General features: G+C 72.0%; 21 protein-coding genes. 14 read left to right on the top strand and 7 right to left on the bottom strand.

From position 1 onward, the window contains the following. Positions 1-210: 210 nt before the first annotated feature. Positions 211-807 carry a response regulator gene (locus ACZ53K_RS26075; protein ID WP_468840984.1) on the bottom strand — a complete coding sequence of 199 codons (597 nt, stop codon included), beginning with the start codon at positions 805-807 and terminating at the stop codon, positions 211-213. Next, positions 804-4,934 (bottom strand): HAMP domain-containing protein, encoded by a 4,131-nt coding sequence (locus ACZ53K_RS26080; protein WP_468840986.1) that lies wholly within the window; start codon positions 4,932-4,934, stop codon positions 804-806. Before ACZ53K_RS26080 ends, ACZ53K_RS26075 begins: the two co-directional genes overlap by 4 nt. A gap of 359 nt (positions 4,935-5,293) precedes the next feature. Here ACZ53K_RS26080 and ACZ53K_RS26085 point away from each other — a divergent pair, with 359 nt between their 5' ends. The 3 genes from ACZ53K_RS26085 (at position 5,294) to ACZ53K_RS26095 (ending at position 9,821) form a co-directional block, all read left to right on the top strand. After that, positions 5,294-7,801 (top strand): SpoIIE family protein phosphatase, encoded by a 2,508-nt coding sequence (locus ACZ53K_RS26085; protein WP_468840988.1) that lies wholly within the window; start codon positions 5,294-5,296, stop codon positions 7,799-7,801. Positions 7,802-7,891: 90 nt separating this feature from the next. Next, positions 7,892-9,124, top strand: a complete 1,233-nt coding sequence (gene hemW / locus ACZ53K_RS26090; protein ID WP_468840990.1) for a radical SAM family heme chaperone HemW — start codon at positions 7,892-7,894, stop codon at positions 9,122-9,124. Between the two features lie 106 nt (positions 9,125-9,230). After that, complete coding sequence (locus tag ACZ53K_RS26095; protein WP_468840992.1) at positions 9,231-9,821, top strand: Uma2 family endonuclease; 591 nt, start codon at positions 9,231-9,233, stop codon at positions 9,819-9,821. Between the two features lie 15 nt (positions 9,822-9,836). On the opposite strand, the gene ACZ53K_RS26100 is transcribed toward ACZ53K_RS26095, so the two are convergent. Beyond that, positions 9,837-10,664, bottom strand: a complete 828-nt coding sequence (locus ACZ53K_RS26100; protein WP_468840994.1) for a DUF3097 domain-containing protein — start codon at positions 10,662-10,664, stop codon at positions 9,837-9,839. Positions 10,665-10,692: 28 nt separating this feature from the next. Then, positions 10,693-11,427, bottom strand: a complete 735-nt coding sequence (locus ACZ53K_RS26105) for an MBL fold metallo-hydrolase (RefSeq protein ID WP_468840996.1) — start codon at positions 11,425-11,427, stop codon at positions 10,693-10,695. 251 nt (positions 11,428-11,678) lie between these two features. Between ACZ53K_RS26105 and hrcA the strand changes: the two genes are divergently transcribed. The 4 genes from hrcA (at position 11,679) to ACZ53K_RS26125 (ending at position 15,971) form a co-directional block, all read left to right on the top strand. Then, positions 11,679-12,695, top strand: a complete 1,017-nt coding sequence (gene hrcA, locus ACZ53K_RS26110) for a heat-inducible transcriptional repressor HrcA (protein WP_406521743.1) — start codon at positions 11,679-11,681, stop codon at positions 12,693-12,695. Next, the gene (gene dnaJ / locus ACZ53K_RS26115; protein ID WP_468840998.1) at positions 12,696-13,829 is read left to right on the top strand and encodes a molecular chaperone DnaJ; all 1,134 of its coding nucleotides are present in this window, start codon (positions 12,696-12,698) and stop codon (positions 13,827-13,829) included. Between the two features lie 250 nt (positions 13,830-14,079). Beyond that, the gene (locus tag ACZ53K_RS26120; protein WP_468841000.1) at positions 14,080-15,231 is read left to right on the top strand and encodes a nitronate monooxygenase; all 1,152 of its coding nucleotides are present in this window, start codon (positions 14,080-14,082) and stop codon (positions 15,229-15,231) included. Continuing rightward, positions 15,228-15,971, top strand: coding sequence for a 16S rRNA (uracil(1498)-N(3))-methyltransferase (locus ACZ53K_RS26125; RefSeq protein WP_468841002.1), 744 nt, complete (start codon positions 15,228-15,230; stop codon positions 15,969-15,971). The genes ACZ53K_RS26120 and ACZ53K_RS26125 overlap by 4 nt, the downstream gene beginning before the upstream one ends. A gap of 123 nt (positions 15,972-16,094) precedes the next feature. Here ACZ53K_RS26125 and ACZ53K_RS26130 read toward each other — a convergent pair whose 3' ends face one another. Further along, entirely contained in the window at positions 16,095-16,523 is a 429-nt protein-coding gene (locus tag ACZ53K_RS26130; RefSeq protein ID WP_468841004.1) for an OsmC family protein, read from the bottom strand. Positions 16,524-16,719: 196 nt separating this feature from the next. On the opposite strand from ACZ53K_RS26130, the gene ACZ53K_RS26135 reads away from it, so the two are divergent. From ACZ53K_RS26135 to ACZ53K_RS26145, 3 genes are all read left to right on the top strand, one after another. Continuing rightward, a complete protein-coding gene (locus ACZ53K_RS26135) occupies positions 16,720-17,538 on the top strand; it encodes a hypothetical protein (RefSeq protein WP_468841006.1) in 819 nt (272 codons plus the stop codon). A 168-nt stretch (positions 17,539-17,706) separates the two neighbouring features. Continuing rightward, positions 17,707-18,063, top strand: a complete 357-nt coding sequence (locus ACZ53K_RS26140) for a histidine triad nucleotide-binding protein (protein ID WP_468841008.1) — start codon at positions 17,707-17,709, stop codon at positions 18,061-18,063. Positions 18,064-18,101: 38 nt separating this feature from the next. Then, on the top strand, positions 18,102-19,007 hold the full coding sequence (locus ACZ53K_RS26145; protein ID WP_468841010.1) for a ribonuclease Z: 906 nt from the start codon (positions 18,102-18,104) through the stop codon (positions 19,005-19,007). Between the two features lie 31 nt (positions 19,008-19,038). Here the strand turns inward: ACZ53K_RS26145 and ACZ53K_RS26150 are convergent, their stop codons facing one another. After that, positions 19,039-19,851 carry an HAD family acid phosphatase gene (locus ACZ53K_RS26150; RefSeq protein ID WP_468841012.1) on the bottom strand — a complete coding sequence of 271 codons (813 nt, stop codon included), beginning with the start codon at positions 19,849-19,851 and terminating at the stop codon, positions 19,039-19,041. 171 nt (positions 19,852-20,022) lie between these two features. Here ACZ53K_RS26150 and ACZ53K_RS26155 point away from each other — a divergent pair, with 171 nt between their 5' ends. The 4 genes from ACZ53K_RS26155 to ACZ53K_RS26170 all read left to right on the top strand — a co-directional run bounded on the left by ACZ53K_RS26155 (position 20,023) and on the right by ACZ53K_RS26170 (position 23,906). Beyond that, positions 20,023-20,709, top strand: coding sequence for a flavin reductase family protein (locus ACZ53K_RS26155; RefSeq protein WP_468841014.1), 687 nt, complete (start codon positions 20,023-20,025; stop codon positions 20,707-20,709). 34 nt (positions 20,710-20,743) lie between these two features. Further along, a complete protein-coding gene (locus ACZ53K_RS26160) occupies positions 20,744-22,087 on the top strand; it encodes an enolase C-terminal domain-like protein (RefSeq protein WP_468841016.1) in 1,344 nt (447 codons plus the stop codon). A gap of 95 nt (positions 22,088-22,182) precedes the next feature. Beyond that, positions 22,183-23,268 carry an S-(hydroxymethyl)mycothiol dehydrogenase gene (locus tag ACZ53K_RS26165; protein WP_468841018.1) on the top strand — a complete coding sequence of 362 codons (1,086 nt, stop codon included), beginning with the start codon at positions 22,183-22,185 and terminating at the stop codon, positions 23,266-23,268. After that, complete coding sequence (locus tag ACZ53K_RS26170) at positions 23,268-23,906, top strand: MBL fold metallo-hydrolase (RefSeq protein WP_468841020.1); 639 nt, start codon at positions 23,268-23,270, stop codon at positions 23,904-23,906. The genes ACZ53K_RS26165 and ACZ53K_RS26170 overlap by 1 nt, the downstream gene beginning before the upstream one ends. A 28-nt stretch (positions 23,907-23,934) precedes the next feature. On the opposite strand, the gene ACZ53K_RS26175 is transcribed toward ACZ53K_RS26170, so the two are convergent. Beyond that, on the bottom strand, positions 23,935-25,278 hold the full coding sequence (locus ACZ53K_RS26175) for a family 4 glycosyl hydrolase (RefSeq protein ID WP_468841022.1): 1,344 nt from the start codon (positions 25,276-25,278) through the stop codon (positions 23,935-23,937). Positions 25,279-25,342 lie beyond the last annotated feature (64 nt).

The raw sequence follows: 25,342 nt of genomic DNA on the forward strand, positions 1-25,342 counted from the left end.
GGTAACACCACCCCCCCCCCCCCCTCCCCCCCCCCCCCCCCCCCCCCCCCCCCCCCCCCCCCCCCCCCCCCCCCCCCCCCCCCCCCCCCCCCCCCCCCCCCCAGCCCGGATCGTTACCTGGGCCGGTGCCCGGACCGATACCCAGCTCAGCGCCCGGACAACGGCTGCCGTGCCCCGCGGCACCGCGTACCGCACCCCGCAGCCGCCGCCCTACCCCCCGCGCCGCAGCGCCCGTACCGATTCCCCCATCCGGGCCACGCTCTCGCTCAGGTCGCGTTCGCCGGGTTCGTCGCTGCCGGCGAGCCGGCGCTCGATCTCGGAGATACGGTCCGCCAGTTCGCCCATGCGGGCGTGGTCCTGCTTTATGAGTCGTCGCAACTGCCGGTTCTTGCGGTGCAGGTCGAGGAAGACGTTCACCTTGGCGCGCAGCACCCATGGGTCGAATGGTTTGGTGAGGTAGTCGGCGGCGCCGGTCGAATAGCCGCGGAAGGCGAATCCGGAGTCGCTGTCCGTCCCGGTCAGGAAAATGATCGGGATGTCCTTCGTCTGGTCGAGCCGTTTGATGTTGGAGGCGGTCTCGAAGCCGTCCATGCCGGGCATGAGAATGTCCAGCAGGACGACCGCGAATTCCTGCCGCAGCAGTGCCTTCATCGCTTCCTCGCCGGAGCGGGCCCGCACGAGGGGCTCACCGAGCGAGCCCAGGACCGCTTCGAGCGCGGCGAGGTTGTCTTCCATGTCGTCGACGAGAAGGATGCCCGCCCGGTCGTCGGTTCCGGCGCCGGCGCCGGTGTCGGGTGCGTGGGTCATGAGGGGCCTTCGGTGCCTTGGGACCTCGAAGAGGTCGCGTCGGGGTCGTGCTTGCCTGATTCACCGCCCGGGGCCGGGGTGCCGGTGCCGTGCCGGGACAGGAGCTCGACGGTCACCGCCAGCAGGCGGTCCACGTCGACGGGCTTGGGGACGTATTCGTTGGCTCCGCTCTCCAGGGATTTCTCGCGGTCACCGGGCATCGCTTTCGCCGTGAGAACGATGACGGGCAGATCCGCGAAGCGTGGCGTACGCCGGATCGCGCGGATGGTTTCGTAACCGTCCATCTCCGGCATCATGATGTCCATCAGCACCAGGTTGATGCCGGGATTCTTTTCCAGCATCTCGATGCCTTCCCGGCCGTGTTCGGCGTAGAGCACCCGCATGCCGACCCGGCTCAGCACATTCGTGAGCGCGAACACATTGCGGATGTCGTCGTCGACGACCAGGACCTGGCAGCCGGACAGCAGCGTGCCCGACGGGCCGTTCACCCAGTCCTCCAGCCGGGTGGTGGTCGGCCACGGCGCCTCGTCGCGCGGGGCGGGCGGTCCCGAGCGCGGGTGGTGCCGCGGGGTCTTCGCCAGTTGCAGCGCGCCGTCCGCACGCTGCTCGGCGCTCTCCAGGTCCAGCGGCTCGGGGGCGTACCCGGGGCAGTCGATGGGGATGTGCAGGGTGAAGACGCTGCCGACGCCGGGGCGGCTGCTCGCGGTGATCCGGCCGCCGAGCAGTCCCGCGATCTCCCGGCTGATCGACAGGCCCAGGCCCGTACCGCCGTACTTGCGGTTGGTGGTGCCGTCCGCCTGCTGGAACGCCTCGAAGATCACCGGCAGCTTCTCCGGCGCGATGCCGATGCCGGTGTCCGTGACGGTGAAGGCGATCGTGCCGTCGCCGGAGCGGTCCACCCGCAGGTCGATCTTGCCGGCCGCGGTGAACTTCACCGCGTTGGAGAGCAGGTTGCGCAGCACCTGCTGGAGGCGCTGCTCGTCGGAGAACAGCTCCTTGGGGACGTTCTCGCTCACCGACACCTCGAAGGCCAGGCCCCGGTCGAGGGTCATCGGCCGGAAGGTGTCGTGGACGTAGTTGAGCAGCTTGATCAGCGGCAGCCGCTTGGGCCGTACGTCCATCCGGCCCGCCTCGATCTTGGACAGGTCGAGGATGTCGTTGATCAGCTGGAGCAGGTCGGAACCGGACCGGTGGATCGTGATCGCGAACTGCACCTCCTGCTCGTTCAGGTGCCCGTCCGGGTTGTCGGCGAGCAGCCGGGCGAGGATGAGCAGCGAGTTGAGCGGGTTGCGCAGCTCGTGCGACATGTTCGCGAGGAATTCGGACTTGTACTGGGACGAGCTGGCCAGCAGCGCCGCCTTCTCCTCCAGCTCCTCGTTCGAGCGCTGCAGCTCGGCCTGGCGCCGCTGCAGCTCGTCGGTGCGTTCCTGGAGCTGGCGGGCCAGCCGCTGCGACTCGCCGAGCAGGGACTCCGTACGGGAATTGGCGACGATGGTGTTGATGGCCACGCCGATGGTGTTCACGAACTGGTCGAAGAAGGCCAGGTGCACGTCGGAGAAGCGGGAGAAGGACGCCAGCTCGATGACGCCCAGCGTCTGGTCCTCGAAGAGCACCGGGATGATGACGACCGTCGCCGGGTTGGCCTCGCCCAGCCCGGAATTGATCTTGATGTAGTCCGGTGGCGCCTCCTCCACCAGGATGCGCTTCTTCTCCAGAGCCGCCTGCCGCACCAGGCCGTGGTCCGTGGAACCGGGCGTGTCGATCGTGGTGTCCAGGGAGGAGCCGTATCCGGCGATGAACGCCAGCTGCAGGTCGTCGCGGTCGGTGTCGGCCAGGAAGAAGGCGCCGTACTGGGCGTTCACCAGCGGCGTCAGCTCCCGCAGGATCAGGTCGGCGACCTCCATCAGGTCCCGGTGGCCCTGCATCAGGCCCGCCAGCCGCGCCAGGTTCGACTCCAGCCAGTCCTTGGCGCGGGTGGTCTCGCGAAGGTTGGACACCATCAGGTTGATGTTGTCGCGCAGCTCGGCGACCTCGCCCTGGGTCTCGACCGTGACGTTACGGGTCATGTCGCCGGCGGCCACCGCGGAGGCCACCTCGGCGATGGCCCGCACCTGGGTGGTGAGGTTCGACGCCAGCTCGTTGACGTTCGTCGTCAGCCGTTTCCAGGTGCCGTACACACCCTCGACCCGGGCCTGGCCGCCGAGGCGCCCCTCGCTGCCCACCTCGCGGGCGACCCGGGTGACCTCGGACGCGAACGACGACAGGGTGTCGACCATCGTGTTGAGCGTGGTCTTCAGCTCCAGGATCTCGCCGCGCGCGTCCACGTCGATCTTCTTGGACAGGTCGCCCTGCGCGACCGCGGTGGCCACCAGCGCGATGTTGCGGACCTGCGTCGTCAGGTTGGACGCCATGAAGTTGACGTTGTCGGTCAGGTCCTTCCACACCCCCGAGGCGCCCCGGACCTGCGCCCGGCCGCCGAGGTTGCCTTCCGTGCCGACCTCGCGGGCCACGCGGGTGACCTCGTCGGCGAACGCGCGCAGCTGCTCCACCATCGAGTTGACGGTGTCCTTCAGCTCCAGGATCTCGCCGCGCGCGTCCACCGTGATCTTCTTCGACAGGTCGCCGTCCGCCACCGCCGTGGTCACCTGGGCGATGTTGCGCACCTGGGAGGTGAGGTTGGACGCCATGAAGTTGACGTTGTCGGTCAGGTCCTTCCACACCCCCGAGGCCCCGCGCACCTGCGCCTGACCGCCGAGGTTGCCTTCCGTGCCGACCTCGCGCGCGACGCGGGTGACCTCGTCGGCGAAGGCCGAGAGCTGGTCGACCATCGTGTTGATCGTCGACTTCACCTCCAGGATCTCGCCCTTCGCCTCGACCGTGATCTTCCGGCCCAGATCGCCCTCCGCCACCGCCGTCGCCACCAGGGCGATGTTGCGCACCTGGGAGGTGAGGTTGTCGGCCATGAAGTTGACGTTGTCGGTGAGGTCCTTCCAGACGCCCGACACGCCGCGTACGTGCGCCCGGCCGCCGAGCCGCCCTTCGGTGCCGACCTCGCGGGCGACGCGGGTGACCTCGTCGGCGAAGGCGGAGAGCTGGTCGACCATCGTGTTGACGGTCAGCTTCAGCTGGAGGATCTCGCCGCGCGCGTCCACGGTGATCTTCTGGCTGAGATCACCGTTGGCCACCGCCGTGGTCACCTGTGCGATGTTGCGCACCTGGCTGGTCAGGTTGGACGCCATGAAGTTGACGTTGTCGGTCAGGTCCTTCCAGACGCCCGACACGCCCCGCACCTGCGCCCGGCCGCCCAGCTGCCCTTCGGTGCCGACCTCGCGGGCGACGCGGGTGACCTCGTCGGCGAAGGCGGAGAGCTGGTCGACCATCGTGTTGACGGTCAGCTTCAGCTCCAGCAGCTCGCCCGCCGCCTCGACCGTCACCTGCCGGGTCAGGTCGCCGCGCGCCACCGCCGTCGTCACCAGCGCGATGTCCCGCACCTGGGCGGTCAGCCGGGCCGCCATGGTGTTGACCGCCTCGGTCACATCGCGCCAGCTCCCGGAGAGGCCCGCCACCTTGGCGCGCCCGCCGAGCCGGCCTTCCGTACCCGACTCGCGGGCCACCCGGGTCACCTCGCCGGTGAACAGCGACAGCTGGTCGACCATACGGTTCACCGCCCGGCCCAGGCGCCGGCGGTCACCGCGCAGCGGGCGGTTGCCGTCGTGCAGGTCCACCCGCAGGGTCAGGTCACCGCCCGCCACCGCATCCAGCACCTGGGTGGCCTGGGTGGTCGGGATGACCAGGGCGTCGATGATGGCGTTGGCGGCCTGTACGGAGGTGGCCCAGGTGCCCGGACCGGGGCTGGCGGACATCCGTTCGTCCAGCCGGCCCTGGCGCACGACCTCCGACCGCAGGCGTAACAACTCGTCGGCCAGGTGCTGATTGCGGGAAGCTATCTGGTTGAAGACCGCGGACAGTTCGGCCAGCAGACCTTCCTGGGCCACCGGCAGTCGAGTACGGAAGTCCCCGGCCGCCATCGACGTCAAGGCGGTCAGAAGCGGTCTGAGATCGGCGGCGCGCACGACATCACCGCCCGGCTGAGGGGACACTCGGGGCACTGCCGAATCGACCGCCATGGCTTCCCACTTCAGTAACTCGGTGCTTATGGGTGCGCTCAGTCTGTCACTCTGGCGGTGGCGTATTCGGCGCTATTGCGGAACTGCTCGGGAGTTGCTCAATGAGGACGACAACTTCGTCAGACAGGGACGCCCCGGACCGGCGCGCCGCGGTGGCCCGGGCGGCGTTCCGCCCCGGCCGCGGCGGCCCCGGCGGGGTGGCGGCCCCCGGAAGCACCCCTGCCGGGGCCCGCCCGGACACCGCTTCCCGAGCGGGCCCGCGTGCCACGGCCGAGGCGGCTCCCGGCGGGCCCCACAAGGGGGTCTCCGGCGGACTTTCCGAAGGGGGCGGGCCGGTGGAATCCCGTACGGAAACGGCCATGGAAGCGGTCACGGAGACGGTCACGGAGGCGGTCGCGGGGGAGGAGGTGGCGGGGGAGAGGGAACCAGCCACCGGGACGGGTGCGGCCGACGGGGCAGATTCGGCCATCGGGACGGGTGCGGTCGAGGTGACGGATGGGGCTGCGGTGCGGTATGCGGGTGAGGTGCCGGAATCGGCCACGGTCCCGGAGGCATCGGCCACTCCCGCCGAAGCCGCTCCTGTCGACATGGCCACCCCCGTGGAGACCCCCGCCCGGCCCTCCAGACAGGCTCCCGACGCGGGCCCCGGGCCCGGCCCTGCCAAGCCCGCGCCTGCCGAACCCGCGCCCGCCTCCGCCGCGCCGGACAGCGTCCGCAGGTCGAGTCTGCCCGGCAATCCGCGTGCCGCCGCGGCAGCCCGCCAGTTCGTACGGGCCGTCCTGGCGGACTGGGTCACCCAGGGGCTGCCCGGCGCGGACGCCATCGACAACCGTCTCGCCGACGAGGCGGTCCTGCTGGTCAGCGAGCTGGTCACGAACGTGGTGGTGCACGCGGGGACGACCGTCGAGCTGCTGTGCCGTCTGGAACCGGGAGCCGACGAGGCGGTGGAACCGGAAGCCGACGCGGAGACGGAACCGGGAACCGATACGGAACCGGGAACCGACAAGGCCGCGGAAGCGGACGCGCGGCCGGACGCGGAGGCGACCGGAGCGACCGCAGAAGAGGCCGCTGGGGAAAACCCCGGAGCGACCGCCGGAAAGTCCGCTGTGGACGCCTCCGGACCGATCTCCGGACCGACTTCCGAAGCGACCCCCGGCGTCCCCGCCGCAACCCCAGCCGCAGCCCCCACCGCAGCCCCCGCCGAGAACGCCCCCGGTCCGCGCACCGCGGTCGTCATCGAGGTGTCCGACCACCACCCGGCCCGCGCCGTACGGGCACGCCAGTCGGCCGCCGCGAACGAGAGCAGGGGCCACGGCCTGCAACTGGTCGGCGCGGTCGCCGAGTCCTGGGGCATCACGTACCGGCGTGACCTGAAGACCGTGTGGTTCCGGCTGCCGGCCGGCCCGCGGCCCCGCGCCTACGGCCCGCCGGCCCGGTTCTCCCACCACGACCTGGAGCTCCAGCGCGGCCTGCGGGCCGCCGAACTGCTCGCCCCCGCGCCCACCCGGCGCTCCCCGGCGCGGCGGACCGACGCCGACTGGATCAACCACGGCGCCCTGTCCTTCCTCGCCGAAGCCTCCGACCTGCTGTCCGGGCAGCTCGACGAGGAGCAGGTGGCACTGCTCGCCGCCCAGTTGGTCGTACCGCGCCTCGCCGACTGGTGCGCGGTCTGGCTGTACGGCGACGTCCGGGAGGGGCCCGGCGAGGCCCCGCGGCTCGCCCGCGTCTGGCATTCCAACGAGAGCCGGATCGACGCCCTGCGCATGGCCCTGGAGAAGGACCCGCCGGTGATGCCGGTGCCCGGCCCGCAGCGGGACGGCGCCGGGTCCGCGGTGCCCTGGCCCTGGCCGCAGGAGCCGAGCGGATACGGGCCCGGTGGCGCCGCGCTGGCCTGCCGGCTGGTGGCGGGCGGCCGTAACCACGGCACGCTGCTGATCGGGCGGGCCGGGCTGATGCGCTTCCCCGACGAGGTGGTGGGCCTCATAGAGGATCTGACCCGCCGGGTCGCCCGCGCCCTGGCCACGGCCCGCGCGTACCGCAACCAGGAACGGATCAGCCAGGTGCTCCAGCGCCGCCTGTTGCCCAGGGGGCGGCCCGCCGTCCCCGGTCTGGAGTCCTCCGTGGTGTACGAGCCGCGCGAGGGCGCCTGGGCCGGCGGCGACTTCTGGGACCTGTTCCACGCCGGGAACGGGCGCTGGTGCTTCGCCCTCGGCGACGTGTGCGGCAGCGGCCCGGAGGCCGCGGCGGTCACCGGCCTGGCCCGGCCCGTTCTGCGGCTGCTGGCCCGCGACGGGTTCGGCGTCGGCGAGGTGCTGGACCGGCTCAACAAGACCATGGCGCGCGAGGCCGCGGACTCGGTGGCGGCCGTCACGGCGGCGGTCGCGGCGGCGGGCAGCGGACTGGACCCCTCCCTCGAACTGCGCGCCGAGGGCGAGCAGACCCGTTTCCTCTCCCTCCTGTACGGCGAGATCGAGCCGCACGCCGACGGCACGGCGGGCGCCCGGTGCACCCTGGCCAGTGCCGGGCATCCGCTGCCGCTGGTCCTCGGCACGGACGGTGAGGTACGGACCGCCGCCGTGCCGCAGATGCTGGTCGGGGTGGTGGAGGACACGTCGTACGAGTCCGAGTCCTTCGAGCTGGCCCCCGGCGAGACGCTGCTGTGCGTCACGGACGGGGTGACGGAGCGGCGCTCGGGCCACCACCAGTTCGACGACGATGACGGCCTGGCCCACCACCTCGCCGCCTGCACCGGCCTGGGGGCCACCGCGGTCGCCGAGCACATCCGGCGGGCGGTGCACGCGTTCGCGGACTCACCGCCGGACGACGACCTGGCGCTGCTGGTGCTCCAGGCCACGGGGCGGCGATAACGGGCCGGGCCGACCGGGGCGGCCGAGGGCGACCGGACCCCTACCGGCCGCCCGCAGAGACTCCCCGCCGGATGCCGGACAATGGAGGACATGCCTTCCGCACTCCCCGACGGTGAGCCCATGCCCGAAGACGGGGCGCTGCCCGGTCCCGCCCTGACCGGCGCGGGCGCCCGGCCGCTCGGGTTCTACCTGCACGTGCCGTACTGCGCGACGCGCTGCGGCTACTGCGACTTCAACACGTACACGGCCACCGAGCTGCGCGGTTCGGGCGGCGCGCTCGCCTCGCGGGAGAACTACGCGGACACCGTCGCCGAGGAGATCCGGCTCGCCCGCAAGGTGCTCGGCGACGACCCCCGGCCGGTCGAGACGGTGTTCGTCGGCGGCGGCACGCCGACGCTGCTCCCGGCCGCCGACCTCGGGCGGATGCTCGCCGCGATCCGTGACGAGTTCGGGCTGGCGGACGGCGCGGAGATCACCACCGAGGCCAACCCGGAGTCCGTCGACCCGCGCTACCTCGCCGAACTGCGGGAGGCCGGCTTCAACCGGGTCTCGTTCGGTATGCAGAGCGCCCGGCAGCACGTCCTGAAGATCCTGGACCGTACGCACACACCGGGCCGCCCGGAAGCGTGCGTCGCCGAGGCGCGCGCGGCGGGCTTCGAGCACGTCAACCTCGACCTGATCTACGGGACGCCCGGTGAGTCCGACGACGACTGGCGGGCCACGCTGGACGCGGCGCTCGGCGCGGCGCCCGACCATGTCTCCGCGTACGCGCTGATCGTCGAGGAGGGCACCCAGCTGGCCCGCCGGATCCGGCGCGGCGAGGTGCCGATGACCGACGACGACGTGCACGCGGACCGCTACCTGATCACCGAGGAGGCGATGTCCGCGGCCGGCTTCCGGTGGTACGAGGTCTCCAACTGGGCCACCTCGGAGGCAGCCCGCTGCCGCCACAACGAGCTGTACTGGACGGGCGCGGACTGGTGGGGCGCGGGACCCGGCGCGCACAGCCACGTCGGCGGCGTCCGCTGGTGGAACGTGAAGCACCCCGGCGCGTACGCGCAGGCACTCGGCGAGGGCCGGTCCCCGGGCGCGGGCCGCGAACTCCTCTCCGACGAGGACCGCCGCGTCGAACGCATCCTCCTCGAACTCCGCCTCGCGGCCGGTTGTCCCCTGGACCTCCTCGCCCCGGCAGGCGCGAAGGCCGCCGCCCGCGCCCTGTCCGACGGCCTCCTGCAACCCGGCCCGTACAAAGAGGGCCGCGCCGTCCTGACCCTGCGGGGGCGGTTGCTGGCGGACGCGGTGGTGCGGGATCTGGTGGACTGATCACCCGGCTGGGTGAATCATGTGCTTCCCGTGCGGATCGCCCTACGCTGATCCCTAGCCTGCTGTCGTACTCATGGGCGACGGCGTGAAGCGGAGGACCACGGAGATGACAGCTGTGGATGACCGACCGATCACTCACCCCCTCGTCACGTTCTTCGACGAACTTGAGGTTCCCGAAGAATTCAAGGCGGAACTCCTGCGGGGGGAAATCGTGATGATGGCCGGCCCTGATCTGGTGCACAACCGGATCGTGTTGAGGGTGTTGCGGCAGATCCCGGATCAGAGCTGGGACTGTCTCCAGACGCAGGACATCGACCTCCTGCGCGAAACCAGTGAGCCGCAACCGGACCTCGTCGTGCTGGACCGCGATGCCGGACCTGAATCGGGGCGGCTGCTGCCCCCCGAGCTGGTCACGCTGCTCGTCGAAGTCGTCTCGAAGAACAGCGTCGACCGCGACTACCGCCTCAAGCGCAACATCTACGCGGCAGGCAACATCCCCGCCTACTTGATCATCGACCCCGTCATGGCCCAGTGCGTCCTCCTCACCGAACCGGTCGGCAGCGGCGAGGACGCCGACTACTCGGTGCAGCGCATCAGCAAGTTCGGGGATGCGGTGCCACTGGACATCCTCGGCATCGAGCTGGACACCGGCGAGTTCCAGACCCTCCCCGACGCCAGGCCCCACTCCCGCCCGTAACGAGGTCGGAGTCGCTCAGCTCTGCGCCGTAACGAAGTCGATCAATTCCTCCACCCGCCCCAGCAGTGCCGGCTCCAGATCCCTGTACGAGTGGACCGAGTCGAGGATCCGCTGCCACGCCGCGCCCGTGTTCTCCGGCCAGCCCAAGGCCCGGCACACGCCGGTCTTCCAGTCCTGGCCTCGGGGGACGGACGGCCAGGCGGGGATGCCGACCGAGGACGGTTTCACCGCTTCCCAGACGTCGATGTACGGGTGGCCGACGACCAGGACGTTCCCGTCCGTGACCGATGCGGCGATGCGGGATTCCTTGGAGCCGGGGACGAGGTGGTCGACGAGGACGCCGAGCCGGGCGTCCGGGCCGGGGGAGAAGGAGCGGACGATGGCCGGGAGGTCGTCGACACCCTCCAGGTACTCGACGACGACGCCCTCGATGCGCAGGTCGTCGCCCCAGACGCGTTCGACCAGTTCGGCGTCGTGGCGCCCCTCGACGTAGATCCGCCCGGCGCGGGCGACCCGTGCGCGGGCGCCGGGGACGGCCAGTGAGCCGGAGGCGGTACGGGCCGGGCCGCGTGTGGCGGGGCGGGCCGTGGGCCGTACGAGGGTGACGGCCTTGCCGTCCAGGAGGAAACCGCGCGGGGTCATCGGGAAGACCCGGTGTTTGCCGAAGCGGTCTTCGAGGGTGACGGTGGGGCCTTCGGCGGTCTTCTCGCAGCGGACGACCGCGCCGCAGAACCCGGTGAGGACCTCCTCGACGACGAGGTCCGGCTCCGCCTCGACCTCGGGGGCCGGCTGCTGCTTCTTCCACGGCGGGGTGAGGTCCGGGCCGTACTCTCTGCTGCGCATTGGACAGACGATAAGAAGGGATGGCCGGTCAGTGCCGCGACACGCCGAAGCGGCGGCTCAGTGCGTCGCGTTGGTCACGGACGAATCGGGCATCCACGACAGCGCCGTGCCCGGGTACGTACACCGCGTCCTCCCCGCCGAGGGCCAGCAGCCGGTCCAGCGCGGCGGGCCACTGGCCGGGGATCGCGTCGGGGCCGGCCTGCGGTTCGCCGGACTCCTCGACGAGGTCGCCGCAGAAGACGACCGCGGGCGAGCCGTGCGTGCCGGGGACCAGGACGACGAGGTCGTACGCGGTGTGGCCGGGGCCGATGTTGGCGAGCAGGACCTGCCGGTCGCCGAGGTCCAGGGTGCGTTCGCCGGAGACGAGGTGGTGCGGGCGGACGAGGAGGTCGGCGGCCTCCGCGGCGGCGTCCGGGTCCACGCCGTACGACACCGCGCCGCGCCGCAGTTCGTCCTGGGCGCGCGGCAGGTACTCGTCGAGTCCGGCGGCGCCGAAGACCTGGACGCCCGCGAAGGCCGCGGTGCCCAGGACGTGATCGAAGTGGGGGTGGGTCAGCGCGACGTGTGTCACTTCCCGGCCCGCGATACCGCGCAGTTGCCGGCGCAGCCCGGCGCCGTCGCGGATCGTGGCGCCGGTGTCGACGATCAGTACGCCGGACGAGCCCACGACGGCACCGGCCGTCTCGTCCCAGCCGGGCATCCGGCGGCGCCCGACGCCCGCGCCGAGCTGTTCCCACCCGGCCTCTTCCCAAGTCGTACGCATACCGAGACGCTAGCCGTATCGCGATAGCGTTGCCCGCCGGACCGGGGGTTCCGGATGCCGGCCGGGGCCCGCGGTACGTCTTTCGCGGGAGCCCGGAGTGCGACTCCGGTACCGCCGCCCTTGCCCTGCCCAGGTGACCCGGCCGTACACTTGGTCAGGGTCTGGCACTCGGACCTGATGAGTGCCAGGGAAGACGACCCGGAAGAACCCGGCCGCGCGCCGGTGACACGGCCGGACTGGAGGTGTGCGCGATGCTCAGTGAACGCAGGCTCGAAGTGCTGCGCGCCATCGTCCAGGACTATGTCGGAACCGAGGAGCCGGTCGGCTCCAAGGCGCTGACCCAGCGGCACCAGCTCGGTGTCTCACCCGCCACGGTCCGCAACGACATGGCCGCGCTGGAGGACGAGGGCTTCATCGCCCAGCCGCACACCAGCGCCGGACGCATCCCGACGGACAAGGGCTACCGCCTCTTCGTCGACAAGCTGGCCGGCGTCAAGCCGCTTTCCAGCCCCGAGCGGCGCGCCATCCAGAACTTCCTGGACGGCGCCGTCGACCTGGACGACGTGGTGGGCCGTACGGTACGGCTGCTGGCGCAGCTGACGCGGCAGGTCGCCGTCGTGCAGTACCCGTCGCTGACCCGGTCCACGGTGCGGCACGTGGAACTGCTGTCGCTGGCACCGGCCCGGCTGATGCTGGTCCTGATCACGGACACCGGCCGGGTCGAGCAGCGCATGGTGGACTGCCCGGCGCCGTTCGGCGAGACCTCCTTGGCGGACCTGCGGGCGCGGCTGAACAGCCGCGTGGTGGGGCGGCGGTTCACCGATGTGCCGCAGCTCGTGCAGGATCTCCCGGACTCCTTCGAGCAGGAGGACCGGGGCACGGTCTCGACAGTGCTGTCGGTGTTGCTGGAGACTCTGGTGGAGGAGACCGAAGAGCGGCTGATGATCGGCGGCACCGCCAATCTCACGCGCTTCGGGCACGATTTTCCCCTGACCATCCGGCCGGTGCTGGAGGCCCTGGAGGAGCAGGTGGTGCTCCTCAAACTGCTCGGGGAGGCCAAGGACTCCGGCATGACCGTACGCATCGGGCATGAGAATGCTCATGAGGGCCTGACTTCCACATCGGTCGTCGCGGTCGGCTACGGTTCGGGCGACGAGGCAGTCGCCAAACTCGGCGTGGTCGGACCGACCCGCATGGACTACCCCGGAACGATGGGAGCGGTACGCGCAGTGGCACGTTACGTCGGACAGATCCTCGCGGAGTCGTAAGTGGCCACGGACTATTACGCGGTCCTGGGCGTACGACGCGATGCCTCGCAGGACGAGATCAAGAAGGCTTTCCGGCGGCTGGCCCGCGAGCTGCACCCGGATGTGAACCCCGACCCGAAGACCCAGGAGCGGTTCAAGGAGATCAACGCCGCTTACGAGGTGCTGTCGGACCCGCAGAAGAAGCAGGTCTACGACCTCGGCGGGGACCCCCTCTCGCAGGCGGGTGGCGGCGGGGCCGGCGGCTTCGGCGCGGGCTTCGGCAACTTCTCCGACATCATGGACGCGTTCTTCGGCACGGCGTCGCAGCGCGGACCGCGGTCCCGCACGCGGCGCGGCCAGGACGCCATGATCCGGCTGGACGTCGAGCTGGACGAGGCGGCCTTCGGGACCACCAAGGACATCCAGGTCGACACCGCCGTGGTCTGTACGACCTGTTCGGGTGAGGGCGCGGCGCCGGGCACCTCGGCGCAGACCTGTGACATGTGCCGCGGCCGCGGCGAGGTCTCGCAGGTCACCCGGTCCTTCCTGGGCCAGGTCATGACCTCGCGGCCGTGCCCGCAGTGCCAGGGCTTCGGTACGGTCGTGCCGACCCCGTGCCCGGAGTGCGCCGGCGACGGCCGTATCCGGTCGCGCCGCACGCTGACGGTCAAGATCCCGGCCGGTGTGGACAACGGCACCCGTATCCAGCTCGCGGGCGAGGGCGAGGTCGGCCCCGGCGGCGGCCCGGCCGGTGACCTGTACGTGGAGATCCACGAACTGGCGCACCCGACGTTCCAGCGGCGCGGCGACGACCTGCACTGCACGGTCACGATCCCGATGACGGCGGCGGCGCTGGGCACGAAGTGCCCGCTGGAGACGCTGGACGGCGTGGAGGAGATCGACATCCGGCCCGGCACCCAGTCCGGCCAGTCGATCCCGCTGCACGGCCGCGGTGTCACGCATCTGCGCGGCAACGGGCGCGGCGACCTCATCGTGCACGTCGAGGTCATCACGCCCTCCAAGCTGGACGCGGAGCAGGAGGAGCTGCTGCGGCGGCTCGCCAAGCTGCGCGGTGAGGAGCGCCCGACGGGGCAGTTCCAGCCGGGGCAGCAGGGGCTGTTCTCGCGGCTCAAGGACGCGTTCAACGGGCGCTGATCCGTTGACCCGCTGAACCCGCCGGCCCGCCGACCTGTGTCGGTGCCGGATGGACGGCGGTCGGGCCACCCGGCCCGGCCGCCGTTCGCCGTCTCCGCCCGAAAGGGCCTTGGCCGCGGCCCGAAGGACACCGGCCCCTGCCCGAAAGGCCCCGGCCCCCGCCCGAAGTGCCCTGATCGCCGGACCTGTTTGATCTTGGTGCGTCCGGGCCCGGTTCGGGCCCCCGCGTGCGGCGTGACACGATGTGGTCATGCCCACAGCGCTGACCGATCTCTGCCGCTATCCGATCGCGCAGGCCCCCATGGCAGGCGGCGTCGCCCGCCCGGAGCTGGTCGCCGCCGTCAGCGGAGCCGGCGGGCTCGGATTCCTGGCCGCCGGGTACAAGACCGCGGACGGCATGTACCAGGAGATCAAGCAGCTGCGCGGGCTCACCGACCGCCCCTTCGGCGTCAACCTCTTCATGCCGCAGCCCTCGCTCGCCGACAACGCGGCCGTCGAGGTCTACCGCGAGCAGCTGGCGGGCGAGTCGGCCTGGTACGAGACCCCGCTGGACGACATCGATCCGTACGGCGGCGTCGACGACGGGTACGAGGCGAAGCTCGCGATCCTGCGCGAGGACCCGGTGCCGGTCGTCTCGTTCCACTTCGGGTGTCCGTCCCGGGCCGTCCTCGACGGGTTCGCCAAGGTCGGCACGTACACGATCGTGACCGCCACCACGGCCGCCGAGGCGCAGGCCGCGCAGTGGTCCGGCGCCGACGCGGTCTGTGTGCAGGGCGTCGAGGCGGGCGGCCACCAGGGCACCCACCGCGACGACCCGCAGGCCGACGGCACCGGCGCCGGGATCGGGCTGCTGTCGCTGATCGGGCAGGTCCGCGAGGCCGTGCAGATACCGATCATCGCGGCGGGCGGCCTGATGCGCGGCTCGCAGATCGCCGCGGTGCTGGCGGCCGGCGCGACGATGGCGCAGCTCGGTACGGCGTTCGTGGTCACTCCCGAGTCGGGCGCCGACCCGCTGCACAAGCAGGCGATGACCAACCCCCTGTTCACGCGTACGGAACTGACCCGGGCCTTCTCCGGGCGGCCGGCCCGCGGCCTGGTGAACCGTTTCCTGCGCGAGCACGGCCCGTACGCCCCGGCCGCCTACCCGGCCGTCCACCACCTCACCTCGGGCCTGCGCAAGGCCGCCGCCAGGACCGGCGACGCGCAGGGCATGGCGTTGTGGGCGGGCCAGGGGCACCGGATGGCACGGCAGCTCCCGGCCGGGCAGCTGGTCGAGGTGCTGATGGCCGAACTGGAGGCGGCACGCGCCGGATCGGCCCGGGAAGACCTGCACGAGTCCGGTCCGCCGGAGAGCTATCAGGCCGGTCCGGGGCTCCCGGGCGAGCCGGGAGGTGTGCTGTGACGGCACCGGTGTTCCTCGTCGAGAGCGTTCCGGGCGCGGGGGAGACCGTGCTGGACGGGCCCGAAGGGCGGCACGCGGTCTCCGTACGGCGGCTGCGCGCGGGCGAGCCCGTGGTGCTGACGGACGGCAACGGGACCGGCGCGGTGGGCGTGGTGCGGGCCGCCGAGGGCAAGGACCGCCTCGTCGTCGAGGTGACCGGTAAGCAGACCGAGCCGGAACCGGCGCCGCGCATCACCGTCGTCCAGGCGCTGCCCAAGGGCGACCGCGGCGAACTGGCCGTGGAGACCATGACGGAGACCGGCGTGGACGCCATCGTGCCGTGGTCCGCGTCGCGTTGCATCACCCAGTGGAAGGGCGAGCGGGCCGCGAAGTCCCTCGCCAAGTGGCGCAACACCGCGCGCGAGGCGGGCAAGCAGGCGCGCCGCCTGCGCTTCCCCGAGGTCACCGACGCGATGTCGACCAAGCAGGTCGCCGCGCTGCTTGCGGAGGCGGAGTTCGCCGCCGTACTGCACGAGGACCGGGACGCGGGGAGCGCCCCGCTGGCCTCCGCCGAACTGCCGTCGAGCGGACGGATCGTGCTCGTGGTCGGCCCCGAAGGCGGCGTGTCGCCGGAGGAGTTGGCGGCCTTCGAGGAGGCGGGCGCCAAGGCGTACCGGCTCGGGTGGAGTGTTCTGCGGACGTCGACGGCGGGTACGGCGGCCACGGCGCTGCTGCTGGGCCGCACCGGGCGCTGGAGCTGACGGCGCGGCGGAACGGGAACGACGGCGGGCCTCGGCGCGCGTGACGTCGCGTGCAGAGCGGGAACGACGGCGGGGCCGCGGCGTGCGTGACGCCGCGGCCCCGCCGCTTCATGCAGGCGCCGGTCAGACCAGCTCGGCCCGCAGGGTGATGTTCTTGACGCCGGCCAGCGCCTGGCTCACCGGGCAGTTCTTCTTCGCGTCCTCGGCCGCGGCCTGGAAGTCCTCCTCGGACAGGCCGGGCACGCTGGCCTTGACGGTCAGCACGATGCCGGTGATGCCCTCGCCCGGCTGGAAGGTCACATCGGCCTTGGTGTCCAGCGCCGCGACGGTGAAGCCCTTGCCCGCCAGGCCGTGCGAGAAGGCCATCGAGTAGCAGGACGAGTGGGCCGCCGCGATCAGCTCCTCGGGGCTGGTGACGCCGTTCGGCTGCTCGGCGCGGGCCGGCCAGTTCACGTCGAACGTGCCGACGTTGGAGGACGCGAGGGCGACGCTGCCCTTGCCCTCCAGGAGGTTGCCTTCCCAGTGGGTCTGCGCGGTACGGGTCGTTGCCATGGTGGATGACTCCTGGTCGTGGGGCGATGGAGGTCTGTACCGGATCAGCTTAGTGAAGCCGGCGCGGTGCGCCGCGAGCCCGGACAGCCGGAGCACCGCACTCCGCACGAGCCGGAACGCGGGCCCGTACGGGACCGGCGCACAGTGGCCGAGCCGGGGCTGTCGGTCCGCGTGCGGCGGTGGGAAGCTGCCGGACATGAGGGCCATCGGGCGCTTACGGGACGTACGGCACGGACGGGAGCGGTCCGCGCGGACCGGCCGGTGCCGGTTCGGCCGGACCCGGCGCGGCAGACTGCTCGCCGTGGTGGGCGCCGCGGGCGCCGCGATCGTCGGGGTCACCGCCTGCGAGCCGGCCGACGGGCTGAACACCTCGTCGATCGCCGTCACCACCGACCAGGCGGGGACCCGGGCGCTGGAGCGCATCGGCGTGAACGTGAGCTGGCTGAGCTGTACGGCGACACTCCAGGGCGACCAGCGGTCCACCGTGAATCCGACGGCCACGGCACGTCGGAAGAACGTCGCCACCGTCGACTGCCAGGGCGAGACCGCCCGGGGCAGCGACATCACCATCACCGGGCGCGTCACCTCCGGGGTCGACGGGCGCTGCGTACGGGGCAACCTGACCGCGCGCGTCGCCGGGCAGGTCGTCTTCCAGGTGGGCGTGCTCGGCGACTGCGACGCGGACCGGCCGACCGGCAGCCCGCGGCCGACCGTCACCCACACCGTCCAGCCGCCCAGCAGCGGCCATACGTCCGACGATCCGCCGGACACCCCGCCCGTGACGGTCACCGTCACGGCGTCCGCCTCCGACCCGGATCCCGACCCGGACCCGTCCCCCAGCGACACCTGCTCGGACGGCTCGCACGACCACGACGGTCAGGGCGGGCACGACGGTCAGGAAGGGAATGACGGCAGTCACGACGGCCAGGACGACGGTCAGGACGACCAGCAGAACGACGACCGGCAGAACGACGGCCACCAAGACCGGCAGCACACCTGGGCGGCCCGGCACTGACCCCGCTCGCCCCTCCCCGCACCGGCCGCCGCACCACCCCGCGCGGGCAGCCCGGTAACATCCGGTCCCGTAGACGTGATGGTGATGTGACACGGCGCGGTACGGGCGGCCGGTTCCGGAAGGACGGGGCCGCCGCGTGCCGGCCGGCGACCCGGGAGGAGCCCACCGGTGGCGGGAGAACCGCAGGCCGACTGCCTGTTCTGCAAGATTGTGGCCGGCGAGGTGCCCGCGACGATCGTGCGGGAGACCGAGACGACCCTCGCCTTCCGGGACATCAGCCCGCAGGCGCCGACGCACGTCCTGGTGATCCCCAAGGTGCACTACGCGAACGCCGGGGAGCTGGCCGCCGCCGAGCCGCGGATCGCCGGTGAGGTGCTGAGCGAGGCCGCCGCCGTGGCCGCCGACGAGAAGGTCGACACGACCGGGTACCGGGTCATCTTCAACACCGGTCCGGGCGCCGGCCAGACCGTCTTCCACGCCCATGCGCACGTGCTGGGCGGCCGCGACCTCCAGCGCCTGGTCTGACAGCCGCCTGACCCGACCGGAGCAGGAGCCACCCCACCGTGTCCGTACGCGAGTTCGTCGTCCTCGGCACCGCCAGCCAGGTGCCCACCCGGCACCGTAACCACAACGGTTACCTGCTGCGCTGGGACGGCGAGGGCATCATGTTCGACCCCGGCGAGGGCACGCAGCGGCAGATGCTGCGCGCCGGGGTCGCCGCGCACGACCTCGACCGGATCTGCGTCACGCACTTCCACGGCGACCACTCGCTGGGGCTCGCCGGCGTCATCCAGCGCATCAATCTCGACCGGGTGCCGCATCCGGTCACCGCGCACTACCCGGCGAGCGGGCAGCGCTTCTTCGACCGGCTGCGGTACGCCACCGCCTACCGCGAGACGGTGCGGCTGGCCGAGGAACCGGTGGCCGCCGACGGGGTGCTGGCCCGTACCCCGTCGTACGTCCTGGAGGCGCGCAAGCTCTCCCACCCGGTCGAGTCGTACGGTTACCGCCTCGTCGAGCCGGACGGCCGCCGGATACTGCCGGAAAAGCTCGCCGCGCACGGCATCGCGGGCCCGGACGTCGGCCGGCTCCAGCGCGAGGGCGGGCTGGACGGCGTCACCCTCGACGAGGTCAGCGAGGTGCGGCGGGGCCAGCGTTTCGCCTTCGTCATGGACACCCGGCTGTGCGACGGGGTGCACGCCCTCGCCGAGGGCGCGGACCTGCTCGTCATCGAGTCGACGTTCCTCGACGAGGACGTACGGCTGGCCGAGGACCACGGGCATCTGACGGCGGGCCAGGCGGCGCGCGTCGCGGCCGACGCGGGCGTGCGCCACCTGGTCCTCACCCACTTCTCCCAGCGTTACCCGGACCCCGCGGAGTTCGAGCGCCAGGCCCGGGCCGCGGGCTTCGCGGGCGAACTCACCATCGCCCGCGACCTGATGCGCGTCCCGGTGCCCAAGCGCACCTGACGGGCGCGCTGTCCGGCCGGCCCGTGCCGGGTCAGGGCAGGAAGTACATCGGGTTCGGCAGCTTGAAGGTCTTGTCGCCGTAACCGCCGTTCAGGTCGCTGTACTGGTCGCCGAAGTTGGCGACGATGTCGTAGCCCTGCGACTCGATGTGCTTGCGGGTGCCCGACTTGAACTCGACGGTCGAGCAGGTGGCGCCGCACGGCAGGTAGGCGGGCGGGTTCTTCTTGTCCTTGAGGTAGACGTGCGCGCGGTCGAGCGGGACGCCGTACCCCACGTTCTTGAGGTTGCGCACGCTCCACTCGCGCTGCGCCTCCTTGCGGCCGGTGACGAAGAAGACCTCGATCCCCTTGCCGTGTGCCCAGTTGACGAGGCGGTCCATGCCGTAGACCGCTTCCATGTCGGTGCTCGCCAGGTACTTGTCCTGGGCCGCCTCGGTGTGGTGGAAGCCGACCTGCAGCTCGTAGTTGTACGTCAGCAGGGTGGTGTCGTCCATGTCCAGGACGATGGCGGGCTTCTTGCCGTGGTGCGTCTTGCCGGCGGCCTTGGCCGCCTTGGCCGCCTTGTCGAGGTAGTGCCGGGCCGAGTCCGTGATGCCGCGCACCTGCTTGGCGTAGTTGCTGCGCGGCGAGGCGTGGTGCTGTCCGTCCGCGGTCACCGTGTCGCCGTAGTACGCCTTGATCCGGTCCTGCACCTGGGTGAGGTTGGGTATCTCCTTGTCCGTACGCGGTACGGAGTGCTCGGCGGTGGCCTGGCCGACGCCGAACGCCGCGGTGCCGGCGACGACCGCCGTGGCGGCCGCGGCGCCGAGGCGGACACGGCGGCGGGAGAGGACGGGGTGGCGCATGTGCTGCTCCTAGGTGAACGGTGGGGGCCACCTAGGTTTAACAGAGCGTTTATGTGCGCATCTACGCGCGAAGATTCAATGGTTGGTAAAGGCTGGGGCCGCGACGGCCGGTTCCGGTGCGCGCCGACGCTTCGGTCCGGACCGAAACGACCGGCTCCTAGGCTCCCCGTCATGAACACAGCACTTCCCGGTGCCGCGCCCGCCGGACCGGCCGCCACCCACCTGGAGATAGCGCCGAGCGTCCTGTACTTCGGGACGCCGGTACTCCTCGTATCGACGGAGAACGAGGACGGCTCGCCCAACCTCGCCCCCATCTCCTCCGCCTGGGCGCTCGCCCGAACGGTCGTACTCGGACTCGGCCGCGAAGGGCAGACCGCGCACAACCTCGGCAGCCGGCCCGGCCTGGTGCTCAGCCTGCCGGGCCCCGGGCTGTGGCCCGCGGTGGAACGCCTGGCGCCGCTGACCGGCCGGAACCCGGTACCGCCGGGCAAGCCCGCGGGCTGCCGCTACGAGCCGGACAAGTTCGGCGCGGCCGGGCTGACCGCCGCGCCGTCCCACCTGGTACGGCCGCCCCGCGTCGCCGAATGCCCGCTCCAGCTGGAGGCCCGCGCCGAGCGGGTGAGGCCGGACGTCTCCGGCGAATGCGTCATCGTCGAGACCGTCGTGCGCAAGGTGTACGCCGACTCCCGCATCGTCGTCCCCGGCACCGACCACATCGATCCGGCCGCCTGGAGCCCGCTCGTCTACAACTTCCGCCACTACTTCGGACTCGGGCCGGAACTGGGGCACTCGTACCGTACGCAGACGCCCCGGACCGGTCCCCGCACGCCGCTCGCGTCGTCCGCGGCCGCCCATTGACGCCCCTCGTCCCGCCTCCCTACGCTCCGTTTCCATGGACGGATCGCGTCTACATACGCAGACAGAGGCGCCCGCTGCGCCCGCCGCTCCCACCACCATCACCGCCCTGTGCCTCACCCCGGTCCTCGTGGCCGACCCGCCGCTGCTCAACATCCAGGGCGTTCACCAGCCCTACACGCCCCGCCTGATCGTCGAGGTCACCACGGCGGGCGGTGCGACCGGCCTCGGCGAGACCTACGGCGACACGAAGTACCTCGATCTCGCCCGTCCGCTGGCCGACGCACTGATCGGCCGCCCGGTCACGGACCTGAACGCGCTCCCGCGCCTCGCCGCCGAGGTGTGCGGCGACTCCCCGGTGGCCCCCGGGGACGAGGAGGTCACCGCGGGCGGCCTGCGCGGTGTGCAGACCGCCGACAAGCTGCGGCTCTCCGTCCTCTCCGGCTTCGAGGTCGCCTGCCTGGACGCCTGGGGGCGGCTCGCCGGCCTGCCCGTACACGCCCTGCTCGGCGGCCGGGTCCGTGACCGCGTCGACTACAGCGCGTACCTGTTCTACCGCTGGGCCGCGCACCCCGGCGGCCGCGGCGAGCCCGACGACTGGGGCGCGGCCCTCGGCCCGGACGGCATCGTCGCCCAGGCCCGCCGCTTCCGCGACACGTACGGCTTCCGTTCCTTCAAGCTGAAGGGCGGCGTCTTCGAGCCGGCCGAGGAGACCGCCGCGGTCCGGGCGCTGGCCGCCGCCTTCCCCGGACACCCGCTGCGCCTCGACCCGAACGGCGCGTGGAGCGTCCCGACCTCCCTGAAGGTCGCCCACGAGCTCCAGGACATCCTCGAATACCTGGAGGATCCCACCAGCACCACCGCCCACATGGCCGAGGTCGCCTCCCGTACGCGCCTCCCGCTCGCCACGAACATGTGCGTGACCACCTTCGCCGAGATCCGGGAGGCGTTCACCCGGGGCGCCGTCCAGGTCGTCCTCTCCGACCACCACTACTGGGGCGGCCTGCGCAGCACCCGCGAACTCGCCGCGATCTGCCGCGCCTTCGGCGTCGGCCTGTCCATGCACTCCAACACCCACCTGGGCATCAGCCTCGCCGCCATGACCCACGTCGCCGCGACCGTCCCCGGCCTGCGGTACGCCTGCGACACCCACTACCCCTGGCAGCCGGAGGACGTCCTGACCGAACGCCTCACCTTCGCGGACGGCGCGCTGCCGGTGTCCGACGCCCCGGGCCTCGGTGTCACGCTCGACCGGGACCGGCTGGCGGCCCTGCACGCCCGCTGGCTGGCCGACGACGGCACGTACCGCGACCGCGACGACGCGGCGGCGATGCGGGCCGCCGACCCGGGGTGGGTGACGCCCCGGGTGCCGCGGTGGTGAGCGGCGCCCCGCGGCCGCCGACGGACCGGCGCTTCCGGCGCCCGGGACGCGTACCGTATTGATCCCGTACGTGATCTTTGGAGGGAGCTGTACCGATGGCACAGGAAGTGCGTGGCGTCATCGCGCCGGGGAAGGACGAGCCGGTGCGGCTGGAGACGATCCTGGTGCCGGATCCCGGGCCGGGTGAGGCCGTGGTGAAGGTGCAGGCGTGCGGGGTGTGCCACACGGATCTGCATTACAAGCAAGGCGGGATCAACGACGATTTCCCGTTCCTGCTCGGGCACGAGGCGTCGGGCGTCGTGGAGGCCGTGGGGGCGGGCGTGACCGACGTCGAGCCCGGGGACTTCGTGATCCTGAACTGGCGTGCGGTGTGCGGCACGTGCCGGGCCTGCAAGCGCGGCCGGCCGCAGTACTGCTTCGACACCCACAACGCGCGGCAGAAGATGACGCTGAAGGACGGCACGGAGCTGACGCCCGCCCTCGGCATCGGCGCGTTCGCGGACAAGACGCTGGTCGCGGCGGGGCAGTGCACCAAGGTCGACCCCGAGGTGTCGCCGGCAGTGGCCGGGCTGCTGGGCTGCGGTGTGATGGCCGGCATCGGCGCGGCCGTCAACACCGGCGCCGTGGGCCGCGGTGACTCGGTCGCGGTGATCGGCTGCGGCGGGGTGGGGGACGCGGCGATCGTCGGTGCCCGCCTGGCCGGCGCGTCGCGGATCATCGCCGTGGACGTGGAGGACCGCAAGCTCGCCATGGCCAAGACGATGGGCGCCACCCACACCGTGAACTCGCGCGCCGCCGACCCCGTCGAGGTGATCCGCGAGCTGACCGGCGGCTTCGGCGCCGATGTGGTGATCGACGCGGTGGGGCGCCCGGAGACGTACCGGCAGGCGTTCTACGCCCGTGACCTGGCCGGCACGGTCGTCCTGGTCGGCGTGCCGACGCCGGAGATGAAGCTGGAGCTGCCGCTGCTGGACGTGTTCGGCCGCGGCGGCGCGCTGAAGTCGTCCTGGTACGGCGACTGCCTGCCGTCCCGCGACTTCCCGATGCTGATCGACCTGCACCAGCAGGGCCGGATCGACCTGGCGGGCTTCGTCACGGAGACGATCGGCATCGACGGCGTCGAGCAGGCATTCGAGCGGATGCATCAGGGCGACGTACTGCGCTCGGTGGTGACGCTCTGATGGCGGCCCGCGTCGACCACCTGGTCACCTCCGGCACCTTCGCACTCGACGGCGGCACCTGGGACGTCGACAACAACGTGTGGATCGTCGGCGACGACATCGAGGCCGTCGTCATCGACGCCGCCCACGACGCCGACGCGATCTTCGCGGCCCTCGACGGCCGTACGCTGCGCGCGATCATCTCCACCCACGCGCACAACGACCACATCGACGCCGCCCCGGCGCTCGCCGCCCGTACCGGCGCACCCGTCTACCTGCACCCGGACGACCTGCCGCTGTGGCGGCAGACCCACCCCGACCGGGCGCCGGAGGAAGCACTGGCGGACGGTCAGGTGCTCACCATCGGCGGCGTCGACCTGACCGTGCTGCACACGCCGGGGCACGCGCCGGGCGCGGTCTGCCTGTACGCGCCGGACCTGGGGGAGCACGGCACGGTCTTCACCGGCGACACGCTCTTCCAGGGCGGCCCCGGCGCCACCGGACGGTCGTTCTCCGACTTCCCGACCATCGTCGACTCGATCCGGGAACGGCTGCTGACGCTGCCCCCGCTGACCGAGGTCCGCACCGGGCACGGCGACGGCACGACGATCGGCGCCGAGGCCCCGCACCTGGCGGAGTGGGTGAAGCGGGGGCACTGAGCCGCCGTCTGCCGTCTGCCGTCTGCCGTCAGCCGTCGGGCCGGGTGGCCGCCCGCTCCAGGATGCGGGCGGCCACCGCCGGCGAGTCCACCAGCGGATGCAGCGCCAGCGCGCGCAGCGCCGCGTCCCGGTCCTTGAACTCCGCCGCCTCGACCGTCGCCAGTTCGACGGCCTTGAGCTGGAGCATCAGACCCAGCTGGTCCGCGCGCAGGGGCGCGCACGGCAGCGGCCGCGCGCCGTGCGCGCCCACCTCGCACACCGTCTCGATGATGGACTCCGGCGCGAGCTGCGGCACGGTCGTACCGTTCCGTACGTTGAGAATGAGGCGCGCCTGCCGGTCGCCCGCGATGGCGCGCATGACGGCCAGCGCCACCTGGTCGTAACCGCCGCCTTCCAGATCGCAGGTGTCGCGCTGCCAGCCGCCGGTCGCCTCCCGGCTGTGGGCCATGTACGTCTCTTCGCGCTCCAGACGGGCCCGTTCCCAGAGCGCGTACGCCTCTTCGGGAGAGACGCCGGACGCCGCCTCGAAAAAGCCGCCCTGCTGCCGGTTCAGGAATTCGCCCCGGGTTTCGGCAGTGTCCTTCACGGAGGCGAGCGTCTCGCGGCGGAAGTAGTAATAGTGCAGATACTCGTTGGGCAGCGAACCCAGCGCGCGCAGCCAGTCGGCGCCGAAAAGCCTGCCCTCCTCGAAGGAGGTGAGCGCATCGGGATCGGACAGCAGCCCCCTCAGCAGGTCCGTGCCGCCCTCGGCGGTCAACGAACGCAGCCAGCCGAGGTGGTTGAGGCCGACGTAGTCATACGTCACCCGGCCCGGATCGGCGCCCGCGGCCCGCGCCGCCCGCCGCACCAGCCCGACCGGCGAATCACAGATACCGATCACCCGCTCGCCCAGCACCTGCGACATCGCCTCGGTGACGATCCCGGCCGGATTGGTGAAGTTGACGACCCAGGCGTCCGGCGCGAGCGCCGCCACCCGCTCCGCGATGTGCAGCGCGACGGGCACCGTGCGCAGCCCGTACAGCACACCGCCCGCACCCACCGTCTCCTGCCCCAGCACACCCGCGTCCAGCGGAATCCGCTCGTCCGCGATCCGTCCCGCGGTACCGCCGACACGGATCGCGGAGAAGACGAAGTCGGTGCCGCGCAGCGCCTCGTCGAGAGAACCGGCGACCCGTACGCGTACCGGGGACGGCCGCCCCGGACCGTTCCGCCGCTCGGCCTGCCGGGCCAGCACGGAGGCGATCACGGCCACCCGCCGCGGATCGGTGTCGTACAGCGTCACCTCGGAGACGGCCTGCGCGAAATCGTCCAGGAGCGCGCGGTGCACCAGCGGTACCCGGAAACCCCCGCCGCCCAAAATCGTGAGCCTCATGGGCCGGAACGTACCGCAGCATCGGGCAGACTGGCGTCACGCGCACGGACGAGAGGGGCAGGCA

It is taken from the genome of Streptomyces sp. NPDC033221, from assembly GCF_055577005.1.